This window comes from Curtobacterium sp. SGAir0471 (assembly GCF_005490985.1).
Classification (GTDB): Bacteria; Actinomycetota; Actinomycetes; order Actinomycetales; family Microbacteriaceae; genus Curtobacterium.
In genome coordinates this window covers 1098231-1118709 of record NZ_CP027869.1, presented here as the reverse complement: position 1 = coordinate 1118709, position 20479 = coordinate 1098231, and the positions used below count along the sequence as shown (strand labels likewise).

Below are 20479 nucleotides of genomic sequence, written 5' to 3'. Positions count from 1 at the left end.
GCCGTTCACCGCGCCTGCGCAGTCGTTCAGGTTCGGAACCATCCGGATGGGAGGATTGCTCCCATGGACACCGCGGAACTCCTCATCCTGTTGATCGGTTCACTCGCGGTGACCGGGTTCGCACGGGCGAAGGGACTCCCCGCTCCGCTGCTCGTGACGGCCGTGGCCCTCGCGGCGTCGTTCCTGCCCGGTCTGCCGGAGATGGAGATCGACTCCGAGGTGATCCTCACGGTCATCCTCCCGCCGCTGCTGTACTCGGCGGCGCTCGACGTGTCGTGGCAGAGCTTCCGGCAGTCCATCAAGCAGATCCGACGGCTCGGCATCTTCCTGGTCATCGTGACGGCCCTCGCGGTGGCGGTCGCGGCGTACGTCCTCATCCCCGACATGGACTGGCCGGCGGCGATCCTGCTCGGCGCCGTCGTCGCGCCGCCGGACGCCGTGTCGGCTGCGGCCATCGGCCGGAAGCTCGGGCTCCCCCGCCGCGTGATGACGGTGCTGTCCGGCGAGAGCCTCATCAACGACGCGGCGTCGCTGACCCTCGTGCGGGTCTTCACGCTCATCGCGGCGGGGACCTCGCTGACGATCTGGCAGGACCTCGGGATCTTCGGGCTCGCGATCGGCGTCGGCCTGGCGGTCGGGATCGTGCTCGGCGTCGCGGTGCACTGGATCCGGATGCGCATCAACGACCCGGTCGTCGAGACGATCATGAGCATCCTGCTGCCGTTCGTCGCCTACATCGTCGCCGAGGACCTCTCCGGCTCCGGGGTCATCGCGGTCGTCACCGCCGGCCTCTACATCGGCTACAACTCGCCGAAGGAGGGCTACGCGACCCGACTGCAGGAGCGCCCGCTGTGGACGAGCATCGACGTGATCCTCGAGGGCTTCGTCTTCGCCCTGATCGGCCTGCAGCTGAAGACCGTCGTGCAGGACCTGGTCGAGAGCGACCGGAGCCTGACCCAGACGCTCACCGCGGCGGCCGTCGTGCTGGTCGTCGTGATCCTGGTCCGGCCGCTCTTCGTGTTCGAGTCCTACGTGCGGAACCGCATCAACGGCCGGTGGCTCCGACCGCTGCGCGTCCGACTGTCCCGTGGGCACCCGTCGCTCCGCTGGCTGCGGGGATCCGCGGAGCCGAAGCTCAACTGGCGGGAGCTCACGGTCATCTCCTGGACCGGCATGCGCGGGGTGGTGACCCTCGCCGCGGCGGTGTCGGTCGTCGGCAACTCGGTCCAGATCAAGGCGCAGGACACCATCTTCGTGATCGCCTTCGTGGTGACGGTCGGAACGCTCCTGCTGCAGGGCCTGACCCTGCCCTTCGTGATCCGCGCGCTGAAGGTGCAGGACCCGGCCGAGGGCGAGGAGGACGTCCGCAGCGAGATGCGCCTCAACCAGCGGACGACCGAGGCCGCGATCGCGCTGCTCGAGCGGCGGCGGCCGGCGTGGGCCGAGCAGTACGGCGCCGAGGCATCGGACAGCGTCGTGAACCGGCTGAAGGCACGACTCGAACGGCAGGCCGAGACCTTCCGCCGCGACGCCGAGGAAGAGGAGGACGAGGAGCGGAACGCGCCCCTGCGGCTCCGCGGGGCGCAGATCCAGGACATCCGCCGCGAGCTGCTCGACCGACGCCGCGAGATCGTGCTCGAGGAGCGCGAGAAGGGCAACCTCGACGAGGAGGTCATGCGGCGCGTGCTCGTGACCCTCGACGCCGAGGAGCTCGCGATGGACTCGGCCCAGGCGTCCCGCAGCCGGAGCTGAGCCGCTCCCGGCGCGCGGTGAGCGCCCTCGGCGTACCGTGATGCTCCGAGCAGCAGAAGGAGCAGAGCGCCGAGTGAGCGAACCGCGGAACGACGTCCCCAGGAACAGCGACCTCCCCGATCGCGACGGAGCGCCGCGGTCGTCCGCGCCGAGGCCCCGGCAGACGCGCCCCTCGACGCGTGGCGGTTCGAGGCCCCGTCGTGGTGCACCCGTGGCCGGCAGCCGCCCCAGCGGACACCGCGCAGCCCGGGTGCGCCAGGCACCCGTGCCCGAACCGCAGCGGATCAGCCGCTACCGCCGCTGGTACGGCACGCTCCACCCGTCCCTGCAGCTCATCGGCCTGCAGCTCTGGATGCCGCTGTTCTTCATCGTCGGCTTCTGCCTCTGCTACGTCTTCGCGTTCCACGCCCCGCACCCGCACGACGTCCCCGTCGCCCTGGTCGGCAGCGACCCGACGCTCGTCGCCGCCGTCGACAAGGCCCTGCCCGGCGAGTACGTCTTCCACGTGTACGACTCCCTCGCCCGGGCGAAGCAGGACGTCCTCGCCGGCACGGTCGCCGTCGCCTACGACCCGTCCGCCAACGAGGTCTTCAAGGCCAGCGCCCACCAGTTCCAGGTCGCGTCGCTCGTCCCCGCGACGCTGAGCTCCGTGCTCACCGGGATCGGCGTCGCCGCCCCGACGGTCACGGAGCTCGCACCACTGCCCGCGTACGACGAGTACGGCACCGTCGCGATGTACGTCATGCTCGCCTGGTGCATCGGCGGCTACATGGTCGCGATGTTCATCGGCATCATGGGCGGCCCGCTGCGGCACCGCACCCGCATGACCGTGATCGTGGTCGGCGGCCTCGTGATCTCCCTCATCACGAACACGCTGGCCGGCCCCGTCGTCGGTGCCATCCGGGGACACTGGATCGAACTCGTCCTCATCGCGTGGGGCTGGATCGTCGCGATCGGTCTCGCGGTCAACGGGCTGAGCTACTTCGTCGGCCGCTTCATCGCCGCTCCCGCCATGATCTGCTTCGTCTTCCTGTCGATGCCGTCCTCCGGCGGGGCCTACCCGAAGTGGTTCATGCCGGAGCCGTTCGCATGGCTCAACCACGTCGTGGTCGGCTCGAGCATGGTCGACATGATCAAGCACGAGATCTACGGCGTCGGCCCCGGGTTCGGCCGTGGGCTGATCACCATGGGCTGCTACGCCGCGGCCGGGCTCGTGCTCATGTTCTTCGGCAAGCAGTGGTGGGAACGCCGTCGGATCTCCGCGATCGTGAACAACCGCACGACGATGTTCCAGGACGCGCAGAACGCGAACCGCGAGTTCCTGGGGAAGCAGCGGGACGCCGAGCTCGAGCGCCACGGCCTGACCTCCACCGAGACCGGCACGCTGAGCGTCCTGCGCGACGACGACTGGGAGGACGACCGCGTCTCCGGCGACGTCTTCACCGGCGGGCGCGACGGCCTCGAGCAGGAGACCACCCCGACCGGACGCATCCCCGTGGTGCGGCAGGCGGACCGGTCCGGTCCCGGTCGACCGGGAGGCCCGTCCAACGGGCCGCGCACCCGTCCCGTCCCGCGCGTGGACGCGTCCGGTCGCCGCCCGGCCCCGGCAGGATCGCGCACGACGCGCTCCGGTGCGCCCGAGGAACGCGAGCACGGGCGGCACGCCGAGCGCTGACGCGCGCGTATCCTGTTCCGCATGCACCCGCGCACCGCCTGGCACCGCGTCCTCGTCACCGCCGTCGTCGCGTTCCTCGTGCTCGCGGCCGCGCTGTACGCCGCGAGCGTCTTCCTCGCGCCCGCCGACGGCCGGAACACCGCGGGGCTCTTCGTGGGCTGGGCGATGTTCGCCGTGCTCGGTGCGATCGCGGCGGGCATCGTCGACTTCTTCGTCCGCCCCCTCGGTGGCCGCAGCGGGGACGCGGACGTCCTGGCCGCTGCCGAAGAGGCGCGCACGGGCAGCACCCGCGTGCAGCAGGGCCGCGCGGGCGCCCGCTGAACGCCCGCGCGCGTCAGACGCCCGCGCCGCTGAAACCCGACACGGTCGCGTTGTCCTCCGCGAACGTGAAGCGAGCGTGGACGCTCCCGCCGGCCAGCACACCCGGCAACCAGTAGCGGGCGTCGTCCCACATCGCGTCGTACGGGACCGCGTCGACCGGGATCCACCGGGGCTCCAGCTCGTCGCTGCCCGACGGTGCCCCCTGCCAGCGGCGGCACACGAAGACGTCCGAGACCTGGGACCAGGACGGGCGGAACGGGAACCGGTAGTCCAACGTGCCACGCGCCTCCAGGTCGTCCGTGTCGAGGCGCAGGCCGACCTCCTCGGCCACCTCGCGGACCGCTGCCGCCACCGGCGGCTCCCCCGGCTCACGCTTGCCGCCGGGGCCGACCAGCCGGCCGGCACCGAGTCCTCGACGCTTCTCGCCGAGCAGCACCTCGGGGCCGCCCGCACCGTCGCGGAGCAGGTAGACGACCACGACCGGGGCGTGCTGGGACTTCGTCTCGTCGCGTGCGGTCACGGTCCCCAGTCTGGCGGACGTGTCCGGTGGACGCTCCACGCTGGCGTACGATCGCAGGCATGGCAGGCGTGCTGCGGGGGCACCATGGCTGAGCCCCGCAGGACCGGGCGCAGCCTCGAAGTGCTGCGCGCCGAGGCCGCCGAGGAGATCTCGATGATTGTCGAGCACCGGAGCCGCGCGGGTGAGGACCCGTGGGAGTTCATGCCGACGCTGCCGACCGTCGACGAGCAGGTCGTGCTCATCCTGCGCGCGGACGCCGTCGAGCTCGACGCGGCGATCGGGCAGCGGAGCGCGCACTGGGCCGGGCACCCGGCGTCCGGGCAGCGCACCGAGCTCGGCGAGGAGTACCACCGTCTCCGTCGCATCGCCCTGCAGCACCCCGAGCTGACGCCCGCGGTGTGGAAGCTCATGGGGTCGCTCCCCGGCCGCGACTGACGTCCGCCCACCCGGCGCTGCGGTTGGATGGAGCCATGACCGACACCGTCCTCGCCGTCCTCAACCAGCCCTCGCGCGACGCCGCCCCGCACGACCCGGAGGCCGACGCCTTCACGTGGGCGACGCCGCTCGAGGAGCACCTGCAGGTGCAGGACCTCGGTGCGATCCGCGGCGACGGGGTGTTCGAGACGATCACGGTCGTCGACGGTCGGCCGCAGGCACTCGAGCCGCACCTGGCGCGCTTCGTCCGCTCCGCGGCGATGCTCGACCTCCCGGCCCCCGACGTCGATGCGTGGCGGCAGGCGATCGAGGCCGTGTGCGCCCGACTCGACCCGGTGCACGAGGCCTTCGCGAAGACCGTCATGACCCGCGGTGTCGAGGGCTCGGGTCGCCCGACCGGCTGGGTGTACGCGGTACCGTCCGGCGACCAGACACCCGCGCGCACCGAGGGCATCGCCGTCGTGACGCTCGACCGCGGCTACCGGCACGACGTCGAGCGGACCTCGCCGTGGCTGCTGCAGGGCGCGAAGACGCTGTCGTACGCGGTGAACATGGCGGCACTCCGCGAGGCCGAGCGTCGCGGCGCCGACGACGCGCTCTTCGTGTCGACGGACGGCTACGTGCTCGAGGGCACCCGCGCGAACCTCGTGCTGTCCGTGGACGGGCGGTTCGTGACGCCGCGGACCGACATCGGGATCCTGGCCGGGACGACGCAGGCCGACGTGTTCCGGTTCGCCGAGGGCGAGGGCATCGCGACCTCCTACGAGCTGCTCACCCTCGCCGACCTCGAGGCCGCCGACGCCCTCTGGCTGCTGTCGAGCGTGCGTCAGGCCGCGCCGATCCGCTCGGTGAACGGTGTCGCGCGGTCGATGGACCTGCCGATGACGGAGCGCATCAACGACTTCCTGCTCTCCCGCGACCAGTAGCCGGACTGGAGGCCCGTGGCGGGCCCGCCACGAGCCTCCCGTCCGTCACCGGGTCACCAGCGCGGGGTGGTGACGCCCGTCCCGTCGGCCCACTCGTAGACGGACGCGCCCTCGATCCAGACGCGCGTCGCGCGGCTCGTCGCGGCGAGCGGGTCGCCGTCCCACAGGACCAGGTCGGCGTCGAAGCCCGGCTCGATGCGGCCGACGCGGTCGCCGAAGCCGAGGAAGTCCGCCGGGTTGATCGTGAGGGCCTCGAGGGCGGTCTGCCACGGCAGGCCCTCCTTGACCGCGGCGGTGGCCTGGTCGACGAGCATCGCGATCGGCACGACCGGCGCGTCCGTCGTGATCGCCACCCGCACCCCGGCGGCGGCGAGCGTCACGACGTTCGGGATGCCGCGGTCGCGGAGCTCGACCTTCGAGCGGCTCGTGAACAGCGGGCCGTAGATGACCGGCACGTCGCGCTCGGCGAGCAGGTCCGCGATCTTGTGCGCCTCGGTGCCGTGGTTGACGACGAGCCGGTAGCCGAACTCGTCGGCGAGGCGGAGCGCGGTCGCGAGGTCGTCGTGCCGGTGCACGTGCTGGTCCCAGGCGAGTTCGCCGTCGAGCACCCGGACGAGCGTCTCCTTCGTCAGGTCGCGGGTGAAGGGCTCCCCCTTCGCCGCGGCGGCGTCCCGCGCGGCGCGGTAGTCCTGGGCGGCGACGAAGGCCTCGCGGATGACCTTCGCGACACCGAGCCGCGTCGACGGCGTCTTCCCCTTCTCGCCGTACACCCGCTTCGGGTTCTCACCGAGGGCGCTCTTCACGCTCACGGCGTCGGAGATGAGCTGCTCGTCGATCGTCCGACCGCCCCAGGTCTTGATCGCGACGGTCTGTCCGCCGATCGGATTCCCCGAGCCCGGCTTCACGACGATGCTCGTGATGCCGCCGGACAGGGCGTCGCGGAAGCCCTCGTCGTCGATGTCCACGGCGTCGATCGCCCGCACCGCGGCCTGGTTCGGGTCGGTCATCTCGTTCGTGTCGTTGCCGGCCCAGCCGTTCGCCTCCTCGTGGATGCCGACGTGGCCGTGCGACTCGACGAAGCCGGGGACGAGCCAGGCACCGGCGGCGTCGACCACTGGCAGGCCCGGCGGCGGCGTGACGTCGGGGCCGACCGCTGTGATGCGGCCGTCCTCGACGACGACGGCACCGCCGTCGAAGGGTGCAGCGGTGACGGGGACGACGTGCGCCCCGGTGACGACGAAGGAGTTGCGCATGCCACCACGGTACGGCGGCCCGGTGACGCCGCTCGCGAAATGCGGATTCCTGGCGTCGGCTCGCCGGATCGTCCTACCGTCCCGGCACCGACCACCGACGCAGGAGGCTCCGTGTCCCGACCCCGACCACCATGGCCCGCTCACAGCACCGTCGTCCGCCCCTGGCGCAGCGCCGTGCGCGGTGACCGGACCGTCCGCCTGACCACGGCCGTCACGGCCTCGGTTCCACCGCGGATCGCCGACGCGCACTGGGAGCCCGACCCGGCGACCGCTGCCCTGCTCGACCGCAGCCTCGACGCGCTCCGGGCCCTCGACGACGGTCCCGGTGGTCCGGGGCCCCTGCACCGGCTGCTCACCCGGACCGAGGCGGTCGCCACCTCGCGCATCGAGCACGAGGACGCCACCGCCGAGGACGTCGCACGGGCCCTGGTGGGCGTCCGGGCGAACACGAGCGCCTCGGCGATGGTGCAGGCCGGCGACGCCCTCGAGCGCCTGGTCCGGGCCGCCGGGGCCGGGCACCTCGACGAGACCGCACTGCTCGACGCCCACCGTGGTCTGCTGCGCGGCGAGCCGGTCGACGGGCCCCACGCCGGTCGCTACCGCACGGTGCAGAACTGGATCGGCGGCGGGCGCACACCGTCCGGTGCCGACCACGTCCCACCGCCGCCCGAGCTCGTGCCCGCCCTCATGACGGACCTCTTCGCGTTCCTCGAGCGCGACGACCTGCACCCGGTGGCGCAGGCGGCGATCGCACACGCGCAGTTCGAGTCGATCCACCCGTTCACCGACGGCAACGGTCGGACGGGGCGCGCACTCGTGGCCGCGGTGCTGCGTCGTCGGGGCGCGACGCGGCGTGCGAGTCCGCCGGTGTCGTCCGTCCTGGTGGCCGAGCGAGCGCGGTACTTCGCCCACCTGGCGCGGTACCGCGACGGGTTCGTCGAAGGCTGGGTCCGTGACGTGGCGATCGCCGTCGGTGCCGGCGCGGACGAGGCGCTCGTGGCGGGCATGCTGCTCGACGAGGTCGCACGGGACCGTGCGGCGACCGTCTGCGCGACCGGCCCGCACGCGGTGCTCGGACGGGCGCTCGAACAGGACGCCGTGCTGACCGAGGAGCACGCGGAGGAGCTCCTCCGGCGCGCGATCGCGCACGGTGCCGCCGTGGGCACGATCGAAACGCTGCTCGAGACCACCGTCGCCGACCTCTGCCGGGCCGGGGTCCTCCGGCCGGTGACCGCTCGTCGACGGCGCCGCGCGTGGATCGCACCGGCGGTGGTGGCCGAACTCGACGCCTTCTCCGAGCGCGTGCGGGCGGGTGTCGAGGCCCGGGCGCATAGGGTGGCGTGGTGAGCAGTGAGCACGTCCAGGCCACCCCGCCGACCGCCGCGAAGCGGCCCGTCACGCGGACCCACCACGGCATCGAGTTCGTCGACGACTACGAGTGGCTGCGGGACAAGGAGTCACCGGAGACCCTCGCCCACCTCGAGGCCGAGAACGCCTGGACCGAGGCACGGACGGCGCACCTCGCCGGACTCCGCGACCGCATCTTCGCCGAGGTGAAGAACCGCGTGCAGGAGACCGACCTCTCCGTGCCGGTGCGGATGGGCGACTGGTGGTACTTCACGCGGACGGCCGAGGGCAGCCAGTACGGCGTGCACTGCCGCGCCCCGATCAGCGGCCCGGACGACTGGACGCCACCCGCGGTCGACGAGGGCGCTGCGGCCCTGCCCGGGGAGCAGGTCGTCCTCGACGGCAACGCCCTGGCCGAGGGACACGACTTCTTCTCGCTCGGCAGCTACGACATCAGCGACGACGGCACCCGCCTGCTCTACGGCGTCGACGTCGAGGGCGACGAGCGGTACACGCTGCACGTGCGCGACCTCACGACCGGCACGGACCTCGGCGACGAGATCCCCGACACCGGCTCCGGCGCCACCTTCGACCCGTCCGGGCGGTACGTGTTCTACCCGACGGTCGACGAGTCCTGGCGTCCGGACCGCATCTGGCGGCACGCCGTCGGCAGCGCCACGGGCGACGACGTCGTCGTGTTCGAGGAACCCGACGACCGCTACTGGGTCGGCGTCGGGGTCACCCGCTCGTCGCAGTACATCGTCATCGAGCTCGGCTCGAAGATCACGTCCGAGGCGCTGGTGCTCGACGCAGCCGACCCGACCGGCGAGTTCCGCGTCGTGTGGCCGCGGCGCGACGGTGTCGAGTACGAGATCGAGCACGCCATCGTCGGTGGGAGCGACCGCTTCCTCGTGCTGCACAACGACGGTGCCGAGAACTTCGAGCTCGTCGACGTCCCCGCCGACGACCCGACCTCGGAGCACGACCGACGTGTCGTCGTCGCGCACCACCCCGAGCGTCGCATCGAGTCCGTGGACGCCTTCGCCGGGCACCTCGCGCTCGAGTACCGGGCCGAGGCGCTCCCCCGCGTCGCGGTCATCCCGATCGAGGGCGACGGGTACGGCGACGCGCACGAGGTCCCCTTCGACGAGGCGCTCTTCTCGGCCGGGCTCGGCGGCAACCCGGAGTGGGAGCAGCCGACGCTGCGCATCGGGTACACGTCCTTCGTCACCCCGTCCGAGGTGAGCGACCTCGACCTGACGACGGGCGAGGTCACGGTCCTCAAGCGACAGCCGGTCCTCGGCGGCTACGACCCGGCCGACTACGTTCAGGAGCGCGACTGGGCCACGGCCCCGGACGGCACGAAGGTGCCGGTCTCGCTCGTCTGGCGTCGTGACGCGGTCGACGCCGACGTCCCGTCGCCGCTGCACCTGTACGGGTACGGGTCGTACGAGCACTCGATCGACCCGGGTTTCAGCGTGATGCGCCTGTCGATGCTCGACCGCGGGGTCGTCTTCGCGGTCGCCCACGTGCGGGGCGGCGGCGAGATGGGCCGCCACTGGTACGAGGACGGCAAGACGCTGACGAAGAAGAACACCTTCACCGACTTCGTCGCGGTGGCCGAGCACCTGATCGCGAGCGGCCGGACGAGCGCCGACCGCCTGGTGGCCGAGGGCGGCAGCGCCGGTGGCCTGCTCATGGGCGCCGTCGCCAACCTGGCGCCCGAGCGCTTCGCCGGCATCCTGGCAGCCGTCCCGTTCGTCGACGCGCTGACCAGCATCCTCGACCCGGACCTGCCCCTCACGGTGATCGAGTGGGACGAGTGGGGCGACCCGCTGCACGATGCCGAGGTCTACCGGTACATGAGCGAGTACTCGCCGTACGAGAACGTGCGCGACGACGTGCAGTACCCGCAGATCCTCGCCGTGACGTCGATCAACGACACGCGGGTGCTCTACGTCGAACCGGCGAAGTGGACCGCGAAGCTGCGGGAGGTCGGCGCTCCGGTGCTCCTGAAGACCGAGATGGCCGCTGGACACGGCGGTGTGAGCGGTCGGTACGACTCCTGGCGCGAGCGGGCGTTCGAGCTCGCCTGGCTGCTCGACGTGCTCGGGCTGGCCGACGTCAACCCGGCGGCGGCCGCGGCGGAGCCGATCGCCGCAGGCTGAGCGCCGCGCGGCTGCCGGGCTTGCCGCTCGCCGCGCGCCGCGCTGCACGCTGGCGATCGTTCCGCGAAAGCGACAGGACTCCGCCGAAGTTCGGCGGAGTCCTGTCGCTTTCGCGGGACACTTGCGCGCAGCGCGCAGCGCGCAGCGCGCTGCGCGCGGGCCGGGCGCGCGCGGGCCGGGCGCGCGCGGGCCGGGCTGCCCGGTCCTCGCCGCGCGCCGCCGCGCGCCGCGCGCCGCGCGGGCTCAGACGCGGTTGAGCGCGTGCACCGCCTGATCGTAGGAGTCCTCAGCGAGCCGCACCCGGTCCCCCGCGAGCACGCCGTACCCGAACGTCCCCTCGCCGCCACGCTCGGCGATGCCGGAGTGCACCCGCAGCACGTCGAGCGCGTGCAGTGAGCGCACCCGCTCGGTGAGCACGTCCGCGGCGTCGCCGATGCGCTTCCACAGTGCGTGCGGGAAGGCGTCGTCCCCGAGCACGTCCATCGCCGCGCGGGCACGCGTCGCCGCACGCCAGGCGTCCTCGGTCGCGGCACGGTCCGCGGCCTCGCGGTCGACGAGCCCGACGCTCTCGTCGTCGTCCCCGACGGCGTTCCGGACGAGCTCGCGGACGCGCGGCTTCTCGACCGCCGAGATGTCCTGCGCCACGTGCTTCGGGGAGCGCAGCGCCCAGTCCGTCGGCGCCGGTCGTTCGACGGCGTCGTCGAGGGCGTCGAGGAGCTCGAGGTACGGCTCCGAGTGGAGGAACGCCGTGACCTCGCCGACCGCGACGGCGCGGCGCTCGCGGGTGGCGGCGAGGACGCGCTCCCGGGTCATCGCGTCGACGAGCAGGTCCTGCGCCGGCGTGGACGCGTACGGCAGCCGCTCCACCAGGTAGTCGGCCAGTGCGGCGCGTGCCGTCACGGCGGCCAGGGCGTCCGCCGCCTCGGCGGCACGGTCGGCAGCCGGGGTGGCGGGGAAGGCGGGACGGTACGAGCCCAGCACGGCGGCGATGTCGAGGGCGGCCCGGGCCGTCTCGCGGAGGTCGGCGTCCGCACCGGACCGCAGCTGCGCCTCCAGGGCGAGCAGGGCCGCGCGCAGCTTGCGCAGGCGCTTGGTGAGGGCCCGCGCGGCGGTGTGCTTCTCGGGCTTGTCCGCAGTCCGGAGCCGCGCAGCGGGGGCCCCTTGGAGGCCCCGCGCGAGCTTCGAGGTCACCGCCGCGGGGTGCGCGCCGATGTCGGCGAAGCGTCCGTCGAGCGAGGCGAACAGCTCGTGCGCCACCTGCTCGTCGACGCCCTCGGCCACCTCGACCTCGACCTCGCGCCAGGTGCGCGGGGTCGCGGGTGCCTGGTCGTCCAGCCGCCGGGCGACGACGCGGTCGTCGGCGAGTTCGGCGACCTGGTCGTCGTCCTCGTCGAGCAGCCGGGTGACCGCCCGCGTGGTGGTGAGGCGGAGGACGGGACGCAGGCCACGCCCACGGCGCTCGGTGAAGAGCGCGGCGAGGACCTCGTCGGGCACGGTGTCGGCGTCGTCGGTCAGGGGGAAGTGCTGCTCGTGCCGGACGGTGTCCGACGCGGCGCGCTTGATGTGCCACCCGGCGTCCGGGCCGCCCGTCCGCCGACGGACGGTCACCCGCGAGGCGACGAGGTCGTACCGCTCGGTGTCCCAGTAGGTGGCGTCGAGCTCGAACTGCTCCTGGTGCTCGGTCCTGGCGATGCTGCCGACCCCGATGAGGTCGGGCAGGGCGTCGCCCTCGGGCATGTCGTACGTACGCTCGATCTCGAGGTGGGTGTCCGTCACGCGCTCCTGTCTACCAGGGGACACCGGGGTTCCCCGAACCGGCGGGGTTAGCCTGGCTCCATGAGCGAGACAGTCACCCGCGACGCGTTCGTGCCCGAGGCCGGCGGCGTCACGATGTTCACGACGACCTGGTGCGGCTACTGCGCCCGGCTGAAGAACCAGATGACCAAGGCGGGCGTGCCGTTCCGCGAGGTCGACATCGAGCGCATTCCGGGCACGGCCGAGCTGGTCGCCGAGGTCAACGGCGGCAACCAGACCGTGCCGACGCTGGTGTTCCCGGACGGCAGCACGGCGACGAACCCGTCCCTGGCCGAGGTGCAGTCGCGTATCTGACGCCGGACGCCACCGGCTGAGACGAGCCAGCGGAACCACGAAACCGACATCGAACCAGGCCGAGGCCGTGGTTCAATGTCGGTTTCGTAGTTCGAAGGCGGCGCCGCCCGAGCGCTCAGCCGCCGAGCGCCTCCGTCAGCAGCGCGACCATCGCGTCGAGCTGGATGTCGCCCGAGTCGTCGATCTCCTCGTCGGAGCCGTCGAGCGCGCGGGCGGCCAGGGACGCCTTCGAGTCGATGAGCTCGGCGATCTTGGTGTCGATCGTCTGCGCGGCGATGATGCGCCACGCGGTGACGGGTTCCTCTTGTCCGATCCGGTGCACGCGGTCGATCGCCTGCGTCTGCTCGGCCGAGGTCCACGACAGCTCGGCGAGCACGACGTTCGACGCCACCTGCAGGTTCAGGCCGACGCCGGCGGCGGTGAGCGAGCAGACGATCACGGCCACGTCGGGGTCGTTCACGAACGCGTCGATCTCGGCGGTGCGCTGTGCGGGCGTCTGGTCGCCGCGGACGGTCGCGGTCTTCAGGTGCCGGCGTGCGAAGACCTCCTCCGCCTGGTCCATCACGTCGAGGTGCTTCGCGAAGAACACGACCTTGCCGACGTTCGAGGCGAGCTGCGCCGCGTAGTCCGCCGCGAGCTGTGCCTTGGCGCGACCGATCCGCCGGACCATGGAGAACACGTTCTCGCCGGTGGACGAGGCGTCCTGGTCCTCGAGCTCCCACCGTGCGACCTGGCGCACGAGCTTGTGGTCGATGCCGATGACCGGGTCCTGCCCGGTGCGGGCGTCGAGTGCCTGGTGGTAGCGCCGGACGAGCTTCGCGGTGAGCTCGCGCTCGGCGTCGCGGATGGAGCGGCCCTCTTCGCCGTCGAGCTCGACCGGGATGTCGGCGATGCGTCGGGCGGGGATGTCGGCGGCGACGTCGACCTTGCGGCGGCGCACGATGCCCTGGTCGATGACGGCCTTGCGCGCCTCGACGAAGAAGCCGGGGTCCGCCGGGGTGAGCCCGATGTCCTCGAGCTCGTTCATGAGCGCCGCGCGGGGCTTCTTGTCGTCGATCCACCCGAGGAACTCCCAGATGGTGCGGAAGTCCTCGACCGAGTTGATCAGCGGCGTACCGGTCAGCGCCATGAACAGCGGCGAGGACACCCTCGAGCGGATCTGCTCGGCGAGCTGCAGCACGAACCGGGAGCGCTGCGACTCCTTGTTCTTGATGAAGTGCGCCTCGTCGACGACCATGCCCTTGAACCCGAAGGACCCGAGCCACCCGGCGTGCCGGTCGAGGATCTCGTAGTTCACGATGACGATGTCGGCGAAGCCGTCCAGGTCGTCCCCGTCGCCGTGGATGACGGTGGCCGTCCGGTTCGGCACCCAGCGCTCGGCCTCGCGCGCCCAGTTCGTCTTGACGACGTTCGGCACCACGACGAGCAGCGGGAAGGCGTTCGCGGCGTCGGCGGCGAGCAGCGACTGCGCGGTCTTGCCGAGGCCGGGCTCGTCGGCGAGCAGGAAGGTCCGGTGCCCTTGCGACGCGGCGGCGACGAGCTCCGCCTGGTGCTTCATCAGCGTGGTGCCGGACCGCGAGTGCAGCGACGTCGGCTCGGGCAGCGGCATCGACGCCGCTCCCCCGCCCGCGCCGTACTCGAACGACTTGAACAGCGGACCGAAGAGCTCCCAGTTCGCCAGGCGACGCGGGTGCGCGACGGGCTGGTCGGCGAGGGCGAAGTCCGGCGGCAGGAACGGGTTGGCGAGCTGCCGCTGCACGACCGCCTGCGGCACGACCGCCCGCACGGGCGACTCGACCACCGGCGAGGGCTCCGCCGCGATGACGAGCTCCTCGGGCTGCAGCTCCATGCCACCGGCGATCATCATGTCGCGCTTGACCGTCCGGGTCGCCTCGCTCACCGAGGCCTCCTCGGTCAGCAGCTGGATCACGCTGGTGTCCCGGGCCGCGGTCTTCGCCAGGATGGTGGCGACGCCGTCGAGGCGCTTCAGCTGCTCGGCGCGCTGCGCGTCGGTGAGCTCCGGGTCGGCCTTGACCCGCGCACGCTCCTCGCGCATCAGCAGGGCCACCGCCTGGAACTTCGACCGGTTGGACGCCTTGAGCGGTCCGCGCTGCGCTGCGGCCTCGACCTCGCGCACCGCGCGGGCGAGCACCGGGATGACGCCGTCGTTGTCCAGCGGGCGGGTGCGACGCGACGCGGTCCGCGTCCCGCCGGCTGCTCGCCGGGTGCCTGATCGAGCCAACGCTCCTCCTCCTTGCGCCCGTTCCGCACGGGCGGGCCGCCGTGGTGGCGGGAAGTCCTCGACCGGTGTCTGGCGCGACCCCGGTCCACGGGCCACCCTGGCCCGCTCGTGCGCCGGTCCCGTCGAGGGACGTCCGGTGGAATCCCGCGGCCCGTGCGGCCGGCACACTCGGGTGCTCGGCACGACGATCCGCGCCGGGACCCGGCGCCGTCGCACGCACGTGGTGCCCGTCGGACGCCCACGGATCCGGTCCCCACGTCGATCAAGCGACCGACTGCCGCGTCCGGAAACGACGCGGCACGCGACGACACGGTGCGTGCTGCCGTCAGTTTACTCCCGCACCCCCGACGGAGGCGACTCGACGGGACCCGCGCGCGTCGTGCCTCCCGTCCGATGGTCGGGTGGCCGGGACGGACGTCGGCCGGGAGGCGCGGCTCCCCTCCACCCGCTCGTCCGCGCCCGGCGGACGGCCGGGTCAGGCCTGCGGTGCGGACCGCGGACGGAGCACGCCGTCCGACGGCACGGTCGGCGTCGCCTCGGCCAGCGCGGCGCGCGTCGCCGCCAGCAGCTGCCGGGCGGTCCGGATCCCGTTCTCCGAGCCGGTCGTCGCCTGCCCGCCCGCGTGGGCGAGGAGCTGCGCACCGATGGCCGGACCGATGCGGTCGGCCTCACCGGGGTTCCGCGCGACCCAGTCGCGCGCGACGGCGTCGGCGAGCCGCTCGGCAGCGGCCCCGCGCTCGGCGTCCCCACGCGACCGGTGCCACAGCCCGGTGACGACCAGGTGGGCGACGACCGCACCGACGTCGCGGACCGGGAAGCCCCAGCCGGCGGTGTCGATGTCGAGCAGGCCGGAGATGCGCCACGGCTCGTCCTCGTCGACGAAGACCTGCTCGAGGTGCAGGTCACCGTGCACCACCTGCTTCGTGGCGGCACCCCACCCGACGGACCGTCGGCCGATGGCGTCGTAGAGCTCGTCGACCTCGGCGGCATCCTGCGGCAGTGCGGCCACGAGCGTGCGGCGGTGCCAGTCCGCGTGGTCCATCGCGTCGGCCCGCGCCTGCTGCGTCATCGGGACCGTCGCGATGCGACCGGTCAGGGCGGCGAGCGACGCGACGAAGCGCGGGTCGTCGGCGATCTCGGTGATGCGGCTGCCCGCCGGCACGCCCCGGATGCGCTCGAGGACGAGCAGCCCGTCGCCCCGGCTCGACAGCACCCGCGGGACCGGCAGTCCGGCGGCCACGAACTGCCCGTGGGTCTCGACGATCGGTGCGACGCGGTGCGGGCGGACGATCTTCAGGAAGAGCACGCGCTCCGGGGCGTCGACGCGCACCACCGCCCGCTTGCCCGGGCGGTAGGCTGCCACCGAGAGCACCGGGTCGGTGACCGGCATGCCGACGCCCGCGAGGAGTTCGGCGACGGCGTCGCGGTACGTCACCTGCGGCAGCACCGGCAGCCCGGGGTCGTTCGGGTACGCCCAGACGGAGACCGGCTCACCGGTGGCCGGGTCGGTGACGATCGCGCTGTTCTGGTCGTGGGCGCCACCGGTGTCGACGTAGGTCAGGACGGTGGCGCGCTGACCGGTCCGGTCGACGGTGTCGACCTCGTAGCCGTACAGGTAGCCGTTGCCCGACGGCTCGACCGAGTGCGCGCGTGCGGCCACGACGGAGGTCCCGGAGCCGGCGAAGGCCTGCGGGATGACGCGTTCGTGGTTGGGCCACACCGGACCAGTCAACCGTGCCGCGGCGGTTTCGTCGCCATCGTGCACGGCTCGGCGTGCGGCTGGTGGCTACCGTGGTCGTCGTGAACCCGGTCGCGCGTCTCCGCAGTTCCAGCCGCACGCCGTTCCTGCAGGTCGTGAAGACGGCGGTGGCGGTGGTCGCCGCGGTGCTGCTCTGCCGGGTCCTCATCGACGGGCCCTTCCCGACCTTCGCCGCGATCGCTGCGCTCCTCGTCGTGCAGCCGAGCATCAACCAGTCGTTCGTGAAGGGTCTCGAGCGCAGTGCCGGCGTGGTGCTCGGCGTCGTGCTCGCGACCGCGTTCCACCTGCTGCTCGGCGACTCGGTGTGGGTCGTGCTCGTCGTCATCGTCCTGGCGATCCTGCTGAGCTGGGCGCTCCGGCTGACCCCGACCTCCGCCACCCAGGTCGGCATCAGCGGCATGCTCGTGCTCACCGCCGGGGTCGTCACGCCGAACTACTCGGCCGACCGGATCCTCGAGACGGTCGTCGGGGCGGTCGTGGCGCTGGCCGTGAACGCCGTGATCGTGCCGCCGGTCCTGCTCGAGCCGGCGCACCTCGCGGTCGCCCGGCTCGCGCGCGACACCGCGGCGGCGTACGAACGGATCGCGATCGGCCTCACCGAGGGCTGGGACGCCGGCCGGTGGGACGAGGCCCTGCGGCAGGCTCGGGCACTCCGGCAGCAGCACGCCCGGGCCGAGGCCTCGCTCACCGCTGCGGGCGAGTCGCTCACGATGAACCCGCGCGGCGGCCGGCACCGGACGATCCTGCAGCGCGACACGGCGATCGCCGAGCACCTGCGCGTGCTCGTCACGCGCGTCACGGGGATGACCCGGGCGATCCGGGACAACACCGCCCCGGACCTCCGGTCGGACCCGGTGGTGGGGAGCATCGCGACCGAGGTCGCCCGGATCGGTGCGGACGTCCGGGCGCTGAGTGCACGGGTCGAGGCGACGCGGCTGCACCACGTGGAGCGGGACGGCTTCACCGGTACCGGTGGCGAGGACACTGCGGCCACGGACCACGCGTTGACGGCGCCGCTCGAGGTCGTCCGGCCGAACTCGCGGCACTGGGTGCTGATCGGAGCCCTGCTCGAGGACATCCGGCGCGTGCGCGAGGAGCTCCTCGGCGAGGACGACTGAGCGCAGCGCCGCAGTGGCCGGCTGGGCTCAGACCCTGGCACCGCTCGCGGTACCGACGGGTGCTGACGCCGGTCCGCGACCCGAGGTCGCCGGGTCGGTCTCCGTCGGCTCGACGGCGGCGGCCGCCTCGACGGCGCTGAGCACGAGCCGGTCCCACAGCGCCGTCGCCGACTCGTGGTCGTCGGCCCGCCTCCCCTCGAAGCGCTGGATGGTGGCCACCGCCCGGTCCGCGCCGGCCTCGTACGCCGCGCGGCTCGCGACGTCCGGCACGGCGCTCAGCAGTTCCGCGACGACCCGCTCGCGCCGATCGTCCTCCAGTTCGCCGAGCACGTCGATGCCGTGCCGCGCCGCGTCGAGTTCCGCGTGCAACCGGACGATCGCCGGGTGGTCGCTGTCGTCCGGACGGTACGGACGGTTCTCCTGATCCTGCATGGTGCCCCCTCGGGACACTGCGTCGGGTACGCCGTGTCCGGTGCGGAGCCTAGCAACGCGGCGCTCGTCGGGCCGATACCCCCCTCTGCGGGACAGGGCGTTCTGCCCTCGTCCGGGTGACGGATCCGCACGACCGCTCACATCGCGGTCGAACGGGGGTCACTGTGACGAGATTCAGCGACTTCCCACCCGGAATGGCCCACTGGTGCCCGTTCCCTGCCACGATGGGGGCCGAGGAGGTCGATCATGCGCCTGTTGGTGGTCGAGGACGACGACGAGATGCGCGCGCTCATGGAGCGTGGTCTCGCGGCAGAGGGGTACCGCGTCACGGCGGTCGAGAACGGTGTCGAGGCGCTCATCGCCCTCGGCGAGCAGGCCTTCGACCTCGCGGTCGTCGACGTCATGATGCCGGGCATGTCCGGCTTCGAGCTCGCCCGCCGGATCCGCGAGCGCGAGGACCCGGTCCGCATCCTGCTCGTCACCGCGCGCGACGCCGTCGACGACCGGGTCTTCGGGCTCGACGCCGGTGCGGACGACTACCTCACGAAGCCCTTCGCATTCGCCGAGCTGACCGCCCGCCTCCGCGCACTCGGTCGCCGTGAGTCGGCCGCCGGGCAGCGGGTCATCGAGGTCGGCGACGTCGCCATCGACTCCGAGGCCCGACGCGTCGCGATCAAGGGCCAGCGCGTCGCCGTCAGCCCGACCGAGTTCGCCCTGCTCCGACTGCTCGCCCGCTCCGTGGGCACGGTCGTCGACCGCCCGAAGATCCTCGAGGAGGTCTGGGACGGCTCGCAGCACGTCGACCCGAACGTCGTCGAGCAGTACATCTCCTACCTGCGCAAGAAGCTGACCTCGCACGAGGCGACGGTCGCCATCGCGACGGTCCGGGGCCGCGGCTACCGGCTCGACCTGCTCGGGGCGTGACCGGGACGGCACCCACGACCGGGACGGTCCGCGGCGGACGCGGACTGCCCCGGCCCCTCCGGGTGCTCTCGCTCCGTGCACGCATCACCATCGGCTCGACGGCCATCGCCGCGGTCGTGATCCTGCTGCTCGTGCTCGTCATGCGCTTCCAGGTCGTCAGCGTGGTCGCGAGCGCCACCAGGACCCTGCTCGACGCCGACGTCGACCCGTACGTGGCGACGCTCGAGGTCGACAGCGACCCCGACCTGTCCGCGCCGGGGAACGCCCAGCTCGTCGCCGTCGTGGCGCCCTCGGGCCAGATCCGGCTGTCGACCATGCCACCCCGCGTCGAACGGGCACTCGGCAGCCTGACGTCCACCGAGTCGGGCACGTCGCTCATCACCGTCTCCGGATCGGAGTACCGCGTCGTCATCGAGCACCCGGTCAACGCCGCGGGGCGCTGGACCGTCGTCGCGGCGCGCAACTCCCAGGCGGAGGCGATCGTCGTCGACGACCTGACGACCACGCTGTCGCTCACGGGCCTCGCGATCCTCATCGCGTTCGGCATCGCGTCCTGGGCCCTCGCGACCGCGGCACTCCGCCCGGTGAACCGGATGCGCCGCGAAGCCGAACGGCTCTCCGTCGCCCCCGAACGCGCCGAGCTGCCCGTCGGTCCGGCGCAGGACGAGCTGGCCTCGCTCGCCACCACGCTGAACGCGTTCCTCGCCCGCACCCGCCAGGTGACCGAGCGCGAGCGCCAGATGGTCTCCGACGCCAGCCACGAACTGCGCACCCCCCTCGCGATCCTCACCACCCAGCTCGACCTGGCGTCCCTCGACGGCGACGACGCCGCGGCGCTCGCGGCGCACATCGACCGCGCCAAGCGGAGCGTCGCCCGGCTCTCGCGGCTCGCGAACGACCTGCTCACGCTGTCGCGCATCGAGGACGCCGAGGAGCGCGAGCAGGACGGCGCGCACCCGACCGCCACCTGGAGCGACCTCGGCGACGAGGTCATGGCCGCCGTCGACCGCGTGCGCCTCATCGCCTCGGCGAAGGACATCACGGTGGACTTCGACCTCGAGCGGTCCGAGGGTTCGTCCGACGCGTCGGAGCCACGCTTCCGCCTCGACACCGGCGGCATGGCGCAGCTCGTCACGAACACGGCGAGCAACGCGGTCGCGGCGCTCCCCCGCGGCGGCGGCGTCTTCGTGTCGTGGCGGGTCGAGGGCGACGAGGGCGTCCTGCAGGTCACGGACGACGGTCCGGGTGTCCCGGAGTCGTTCATCCCGGTCGCGTTCGACCGCTTCACCCGCCCGGACGAGGCCCGGACCTCACGCCGCGACCCGGACCCGGCGACGGGCGGGGTCCCGGTACCGGGCGGCTCGGGCCTCGGGCTCGCGATCGTGCGCGCGATCGCGGAACGGTCGGGAGGCACGGCTGCCCTCCGCAACGTCCGCTCCGGTGGTCTCGAGGTCACGGTGCGCATCCCCGCGGTGCGCGAGCAGACCGGGTCCTGACC

17 protein-coding genes are annotated in these 20479 nt (G+C 72.9%); 11 read left to right on the top strand and 6 right to left on the bottom strand.

Features of this window, described 5'->3' with window-relative positions:
- Nucleotides 1-63: 63 nt before the first annotated feature.
- The 3 genes from C1N91_RS05135 to C1N91_RS05125 all read left to right on the top strand — a co-directional run bounded on the left by C1N91_RS05135 (nt 64) and on the right by C1N91_RS05125 (nt 3748).
- Nucleotides 64-1752 (top strand): cation:proton antiporter, encoded by a 1689-nt coding sequence (locus C1N91_RS05135; RefSeq protein ID WP_137766866.1) that lies wholly within the window; start codon nt 64-66, stop codon nt 1750-1752.
- Nucleotides 1753-2017: 265 nt separating this feature from the next.
- Nucleotides 2018-3427 (top strand): ABC transporter permease, encoded by a 1410-nt coding sequence (locus C1N91_RS05130; RefSeq protein ID WP_137766865.1) that lies wholly within the window; start codon nt 2018-2020, stop codon nt 3425-3427.
- A gap of 21 nt (nt 3428-3448) precedes the next feature.
- Nucleotides 3449-3748: a hypothetical protein gene (locus C1N91_RS05125; RefSeq protein WP_066653223.1), complete on the top strand. Its 300-nt coding sequence runs from the start codon at nt 3449-3451 to the stop codon at nt 3746-3748.
- Nucleotides 3749-3761: 13 nt separating this feature from the next.
- On the opposite strand, the gene C1N91_RS05120 is transcribed toward C1N91_RS05125, so the two are convergent.
- The gene (locus tag C1N91_RS05120; protein ID WP_175415919.1) at nt 3762-4268 is read right to left on the bottom strand and encodes an 8-oxo-dGTP diphosphatase; all 507 of its coding nucleotides are present in this window, start codon (nt 4266-4268) and stop codon (nt 3762-3764) included.
- A gap of 84 nt (nt 4269-4352) precedes the next feature.
- Between C1N91_RS05120 and C1N91_RS05115 the strand changes: the two genes are divergently transcribed.
- Both C1N91_RS05115 and C1N91_RS05110 read left to right on the top strand, forming a co-directional pair.
- Complete coding sequence (locus tag C1N91_RS05115) at nt 4353-4703, top strand: hypothetical protein (RefSeq protein WP_058728788.1); 351 nt, start codon at nt 4353-4355, stop codon at nt 4701-4703.
- A gap of 35 nt (nt 4704-4738) precedes the next feature.
- Nucleotides 4739-5629 (top strand): aminodeoxychorismate lyase, encoded by an 891-nt coding sequence (locus C1N91_RS05110; RefSeq protein ID WP_137766863.1) that lies wholly within the window; start codon nt 4739-4741, stop codon nt 5627-5629.
- A gap of 53 nt (nt 5630-5682) precedes the next feature.
- On the opposite strand, the gene C1N91_RS05105 is transcribed toward C1N91_RS05110, so the two are convergent.
- The gene (locus C1N91_RS05105; protein ID WP_137766862.1) at nt 5683-6882 is read right to left on the bottom strand and encodes an amidohydrolase; all 1200 of its coding nucleotides are present in this window, start codon (nt 6880-6882) and stop codon (nt 5683-5685) included.
- Between the two features lie 174 nt (nt 6883-7056).
- Between C1N91_RS05105 and C1N91_RS05100 the strand changes: the two genes are divergently transcribed.
- On the top strand, nt 7057-8229 hold the full coding sequence (locus tag C1N91_RS05100; protein ID WP_175415918.1) for a Fic family protein: 1173 nt from the start codon (nt 7057-7059) through the stop codon (nt 8227-8229).
- Nucleotides 8226-10397, top strand: a complete 2172-nt coding sequence (locus tag C1N91_RS05095) for a S9 family peptidase (protein ID WP_137766860.1) — start codon at nt 8226-8228, stop codon at nt 10395-10397. The genes C1N91_RS05100 and C1N91_RS05095 overlap by 4 nt, the downstream gene beginning before the upstream one ends.
- 243 nt (nt 10398-10640) lie before the next feature.
- Here C1N91_RS05095 and C1N91_RS05090 read toward each other — a convergent pair whose 3' ends face one another.
- On the bottom strand, nt 10641-12173 hold the full coding sequence (locus C1N91_RS05090) for a CYTH domain-containing protein (protein WP_137766859.1): 1533 nt from the start codon (nt 12171-12173) through the stop codon (nt 10641-10643).
- 60 nt (nt 12174-12233) lie between these two features.
- Here C1N91_RS05090 and C1N91_RS05085 point away from each other — a divergent pair, with 60 nt between their 5' ends.
- Entirely contained in the window at nt 12234-12506 is a 273-nt protein-coding gene (locus C1N91_RS05085) for a glutaredoxin domain-containing protein (protein WP_137766858.1), read from the top strand.
- A 115-nt stretch (nt 12507-12621) separates the two neighbouring features.
- Here the strand turns inward: C1N91_RS05085 and C1N91_RS05080 are convergent, their stop codons facing one another.
- A complete protein-coding gene (locus C1N91_RS05080; RefSeq protein WP_175415917.1) occupies nt 12622-14748 on the bottom strand; it encodes a DEAD/DEAH box helicase in 2127 nt (708 codons plus the stop codon).
- Nucleotides 14749-15223: 475 nt separating this feature from the next.
- Nucleotides 15224-16468: a phosphotransferase enzyme family protein gene (locus C1N91_RS05075; protein ID WP_137766857.1), complete on the bottom strand. Its 1245-nt coding sequence runs from the start codon at nt 16466-16468 to the stop codon at nt 15224-15226.
- A gap of 80 nt (nt 16469-16548) precedes the next feature.
- Here C1N91_RS05075 and C1N91_RS05070 point away from each other — a divergent pair, with 80 nt between their 5' ends.
- Nucleotides 16549-17625: an FUSC family protein gene (locus C1N91_RS05070; RefSeq protein WP_137766856.1), complete on the top strand. Its 1077-nt coding sequence runs from the start codon at nt 16549-16551 to the stop codon at nt 17623-17625.
- A 27-nt stretch (nt 17626-17652) separates the two neighbouring features.
- On the opposite strand, the gene C1N91_RS05065 is transcribed toward C1N91_RS05070, so the two are convergent.
- Complete coding sequence (locus C1N91_RS05065; RefSeq protein ID WP_137766855.1) at nt 17653-18057, bottom strand: hypothetical protein; 405 nt, start codon at nt 18055-18057, stop codon at nt 17653-17655.
- A 246-nt stretch (nt 18058-18303) separates the two neighbouring features.
- Here C1N91_RS05065 and C1N91_RS05060 point away from each other — a divergent pair, with 246 nt between their 5' ends.
- Both C1N91_RS05060 and C1N91_RS05055 read left to right on the top strand, forming a co-directional pair.
- Nucleotides 18304-18981, top strand: coding sequence for a response regulator transcription factor (locus tag C1N91_RS05060; RefSeq protein ID WP_058728778.1), 678 nt, complete (start codon nt 18304-18306; stop codon nt 18979-18981).
- Nucleotides 18978-20477, top strand: a complete 1500-nt coding sequence (locus C1N91_RS05055; RefSeq protein WP_137766854.1) for a sensor histidine kinase — start codon at nt 18978-18980, stop codon at nt 20475-20477. Before C1N91_RS05060 ends, C1N91_RS05055 begins: the two co-directional genes overlap by 4 nt.
- Nucleotides 20478-20479: the final 2 nt, after the last annotated feature.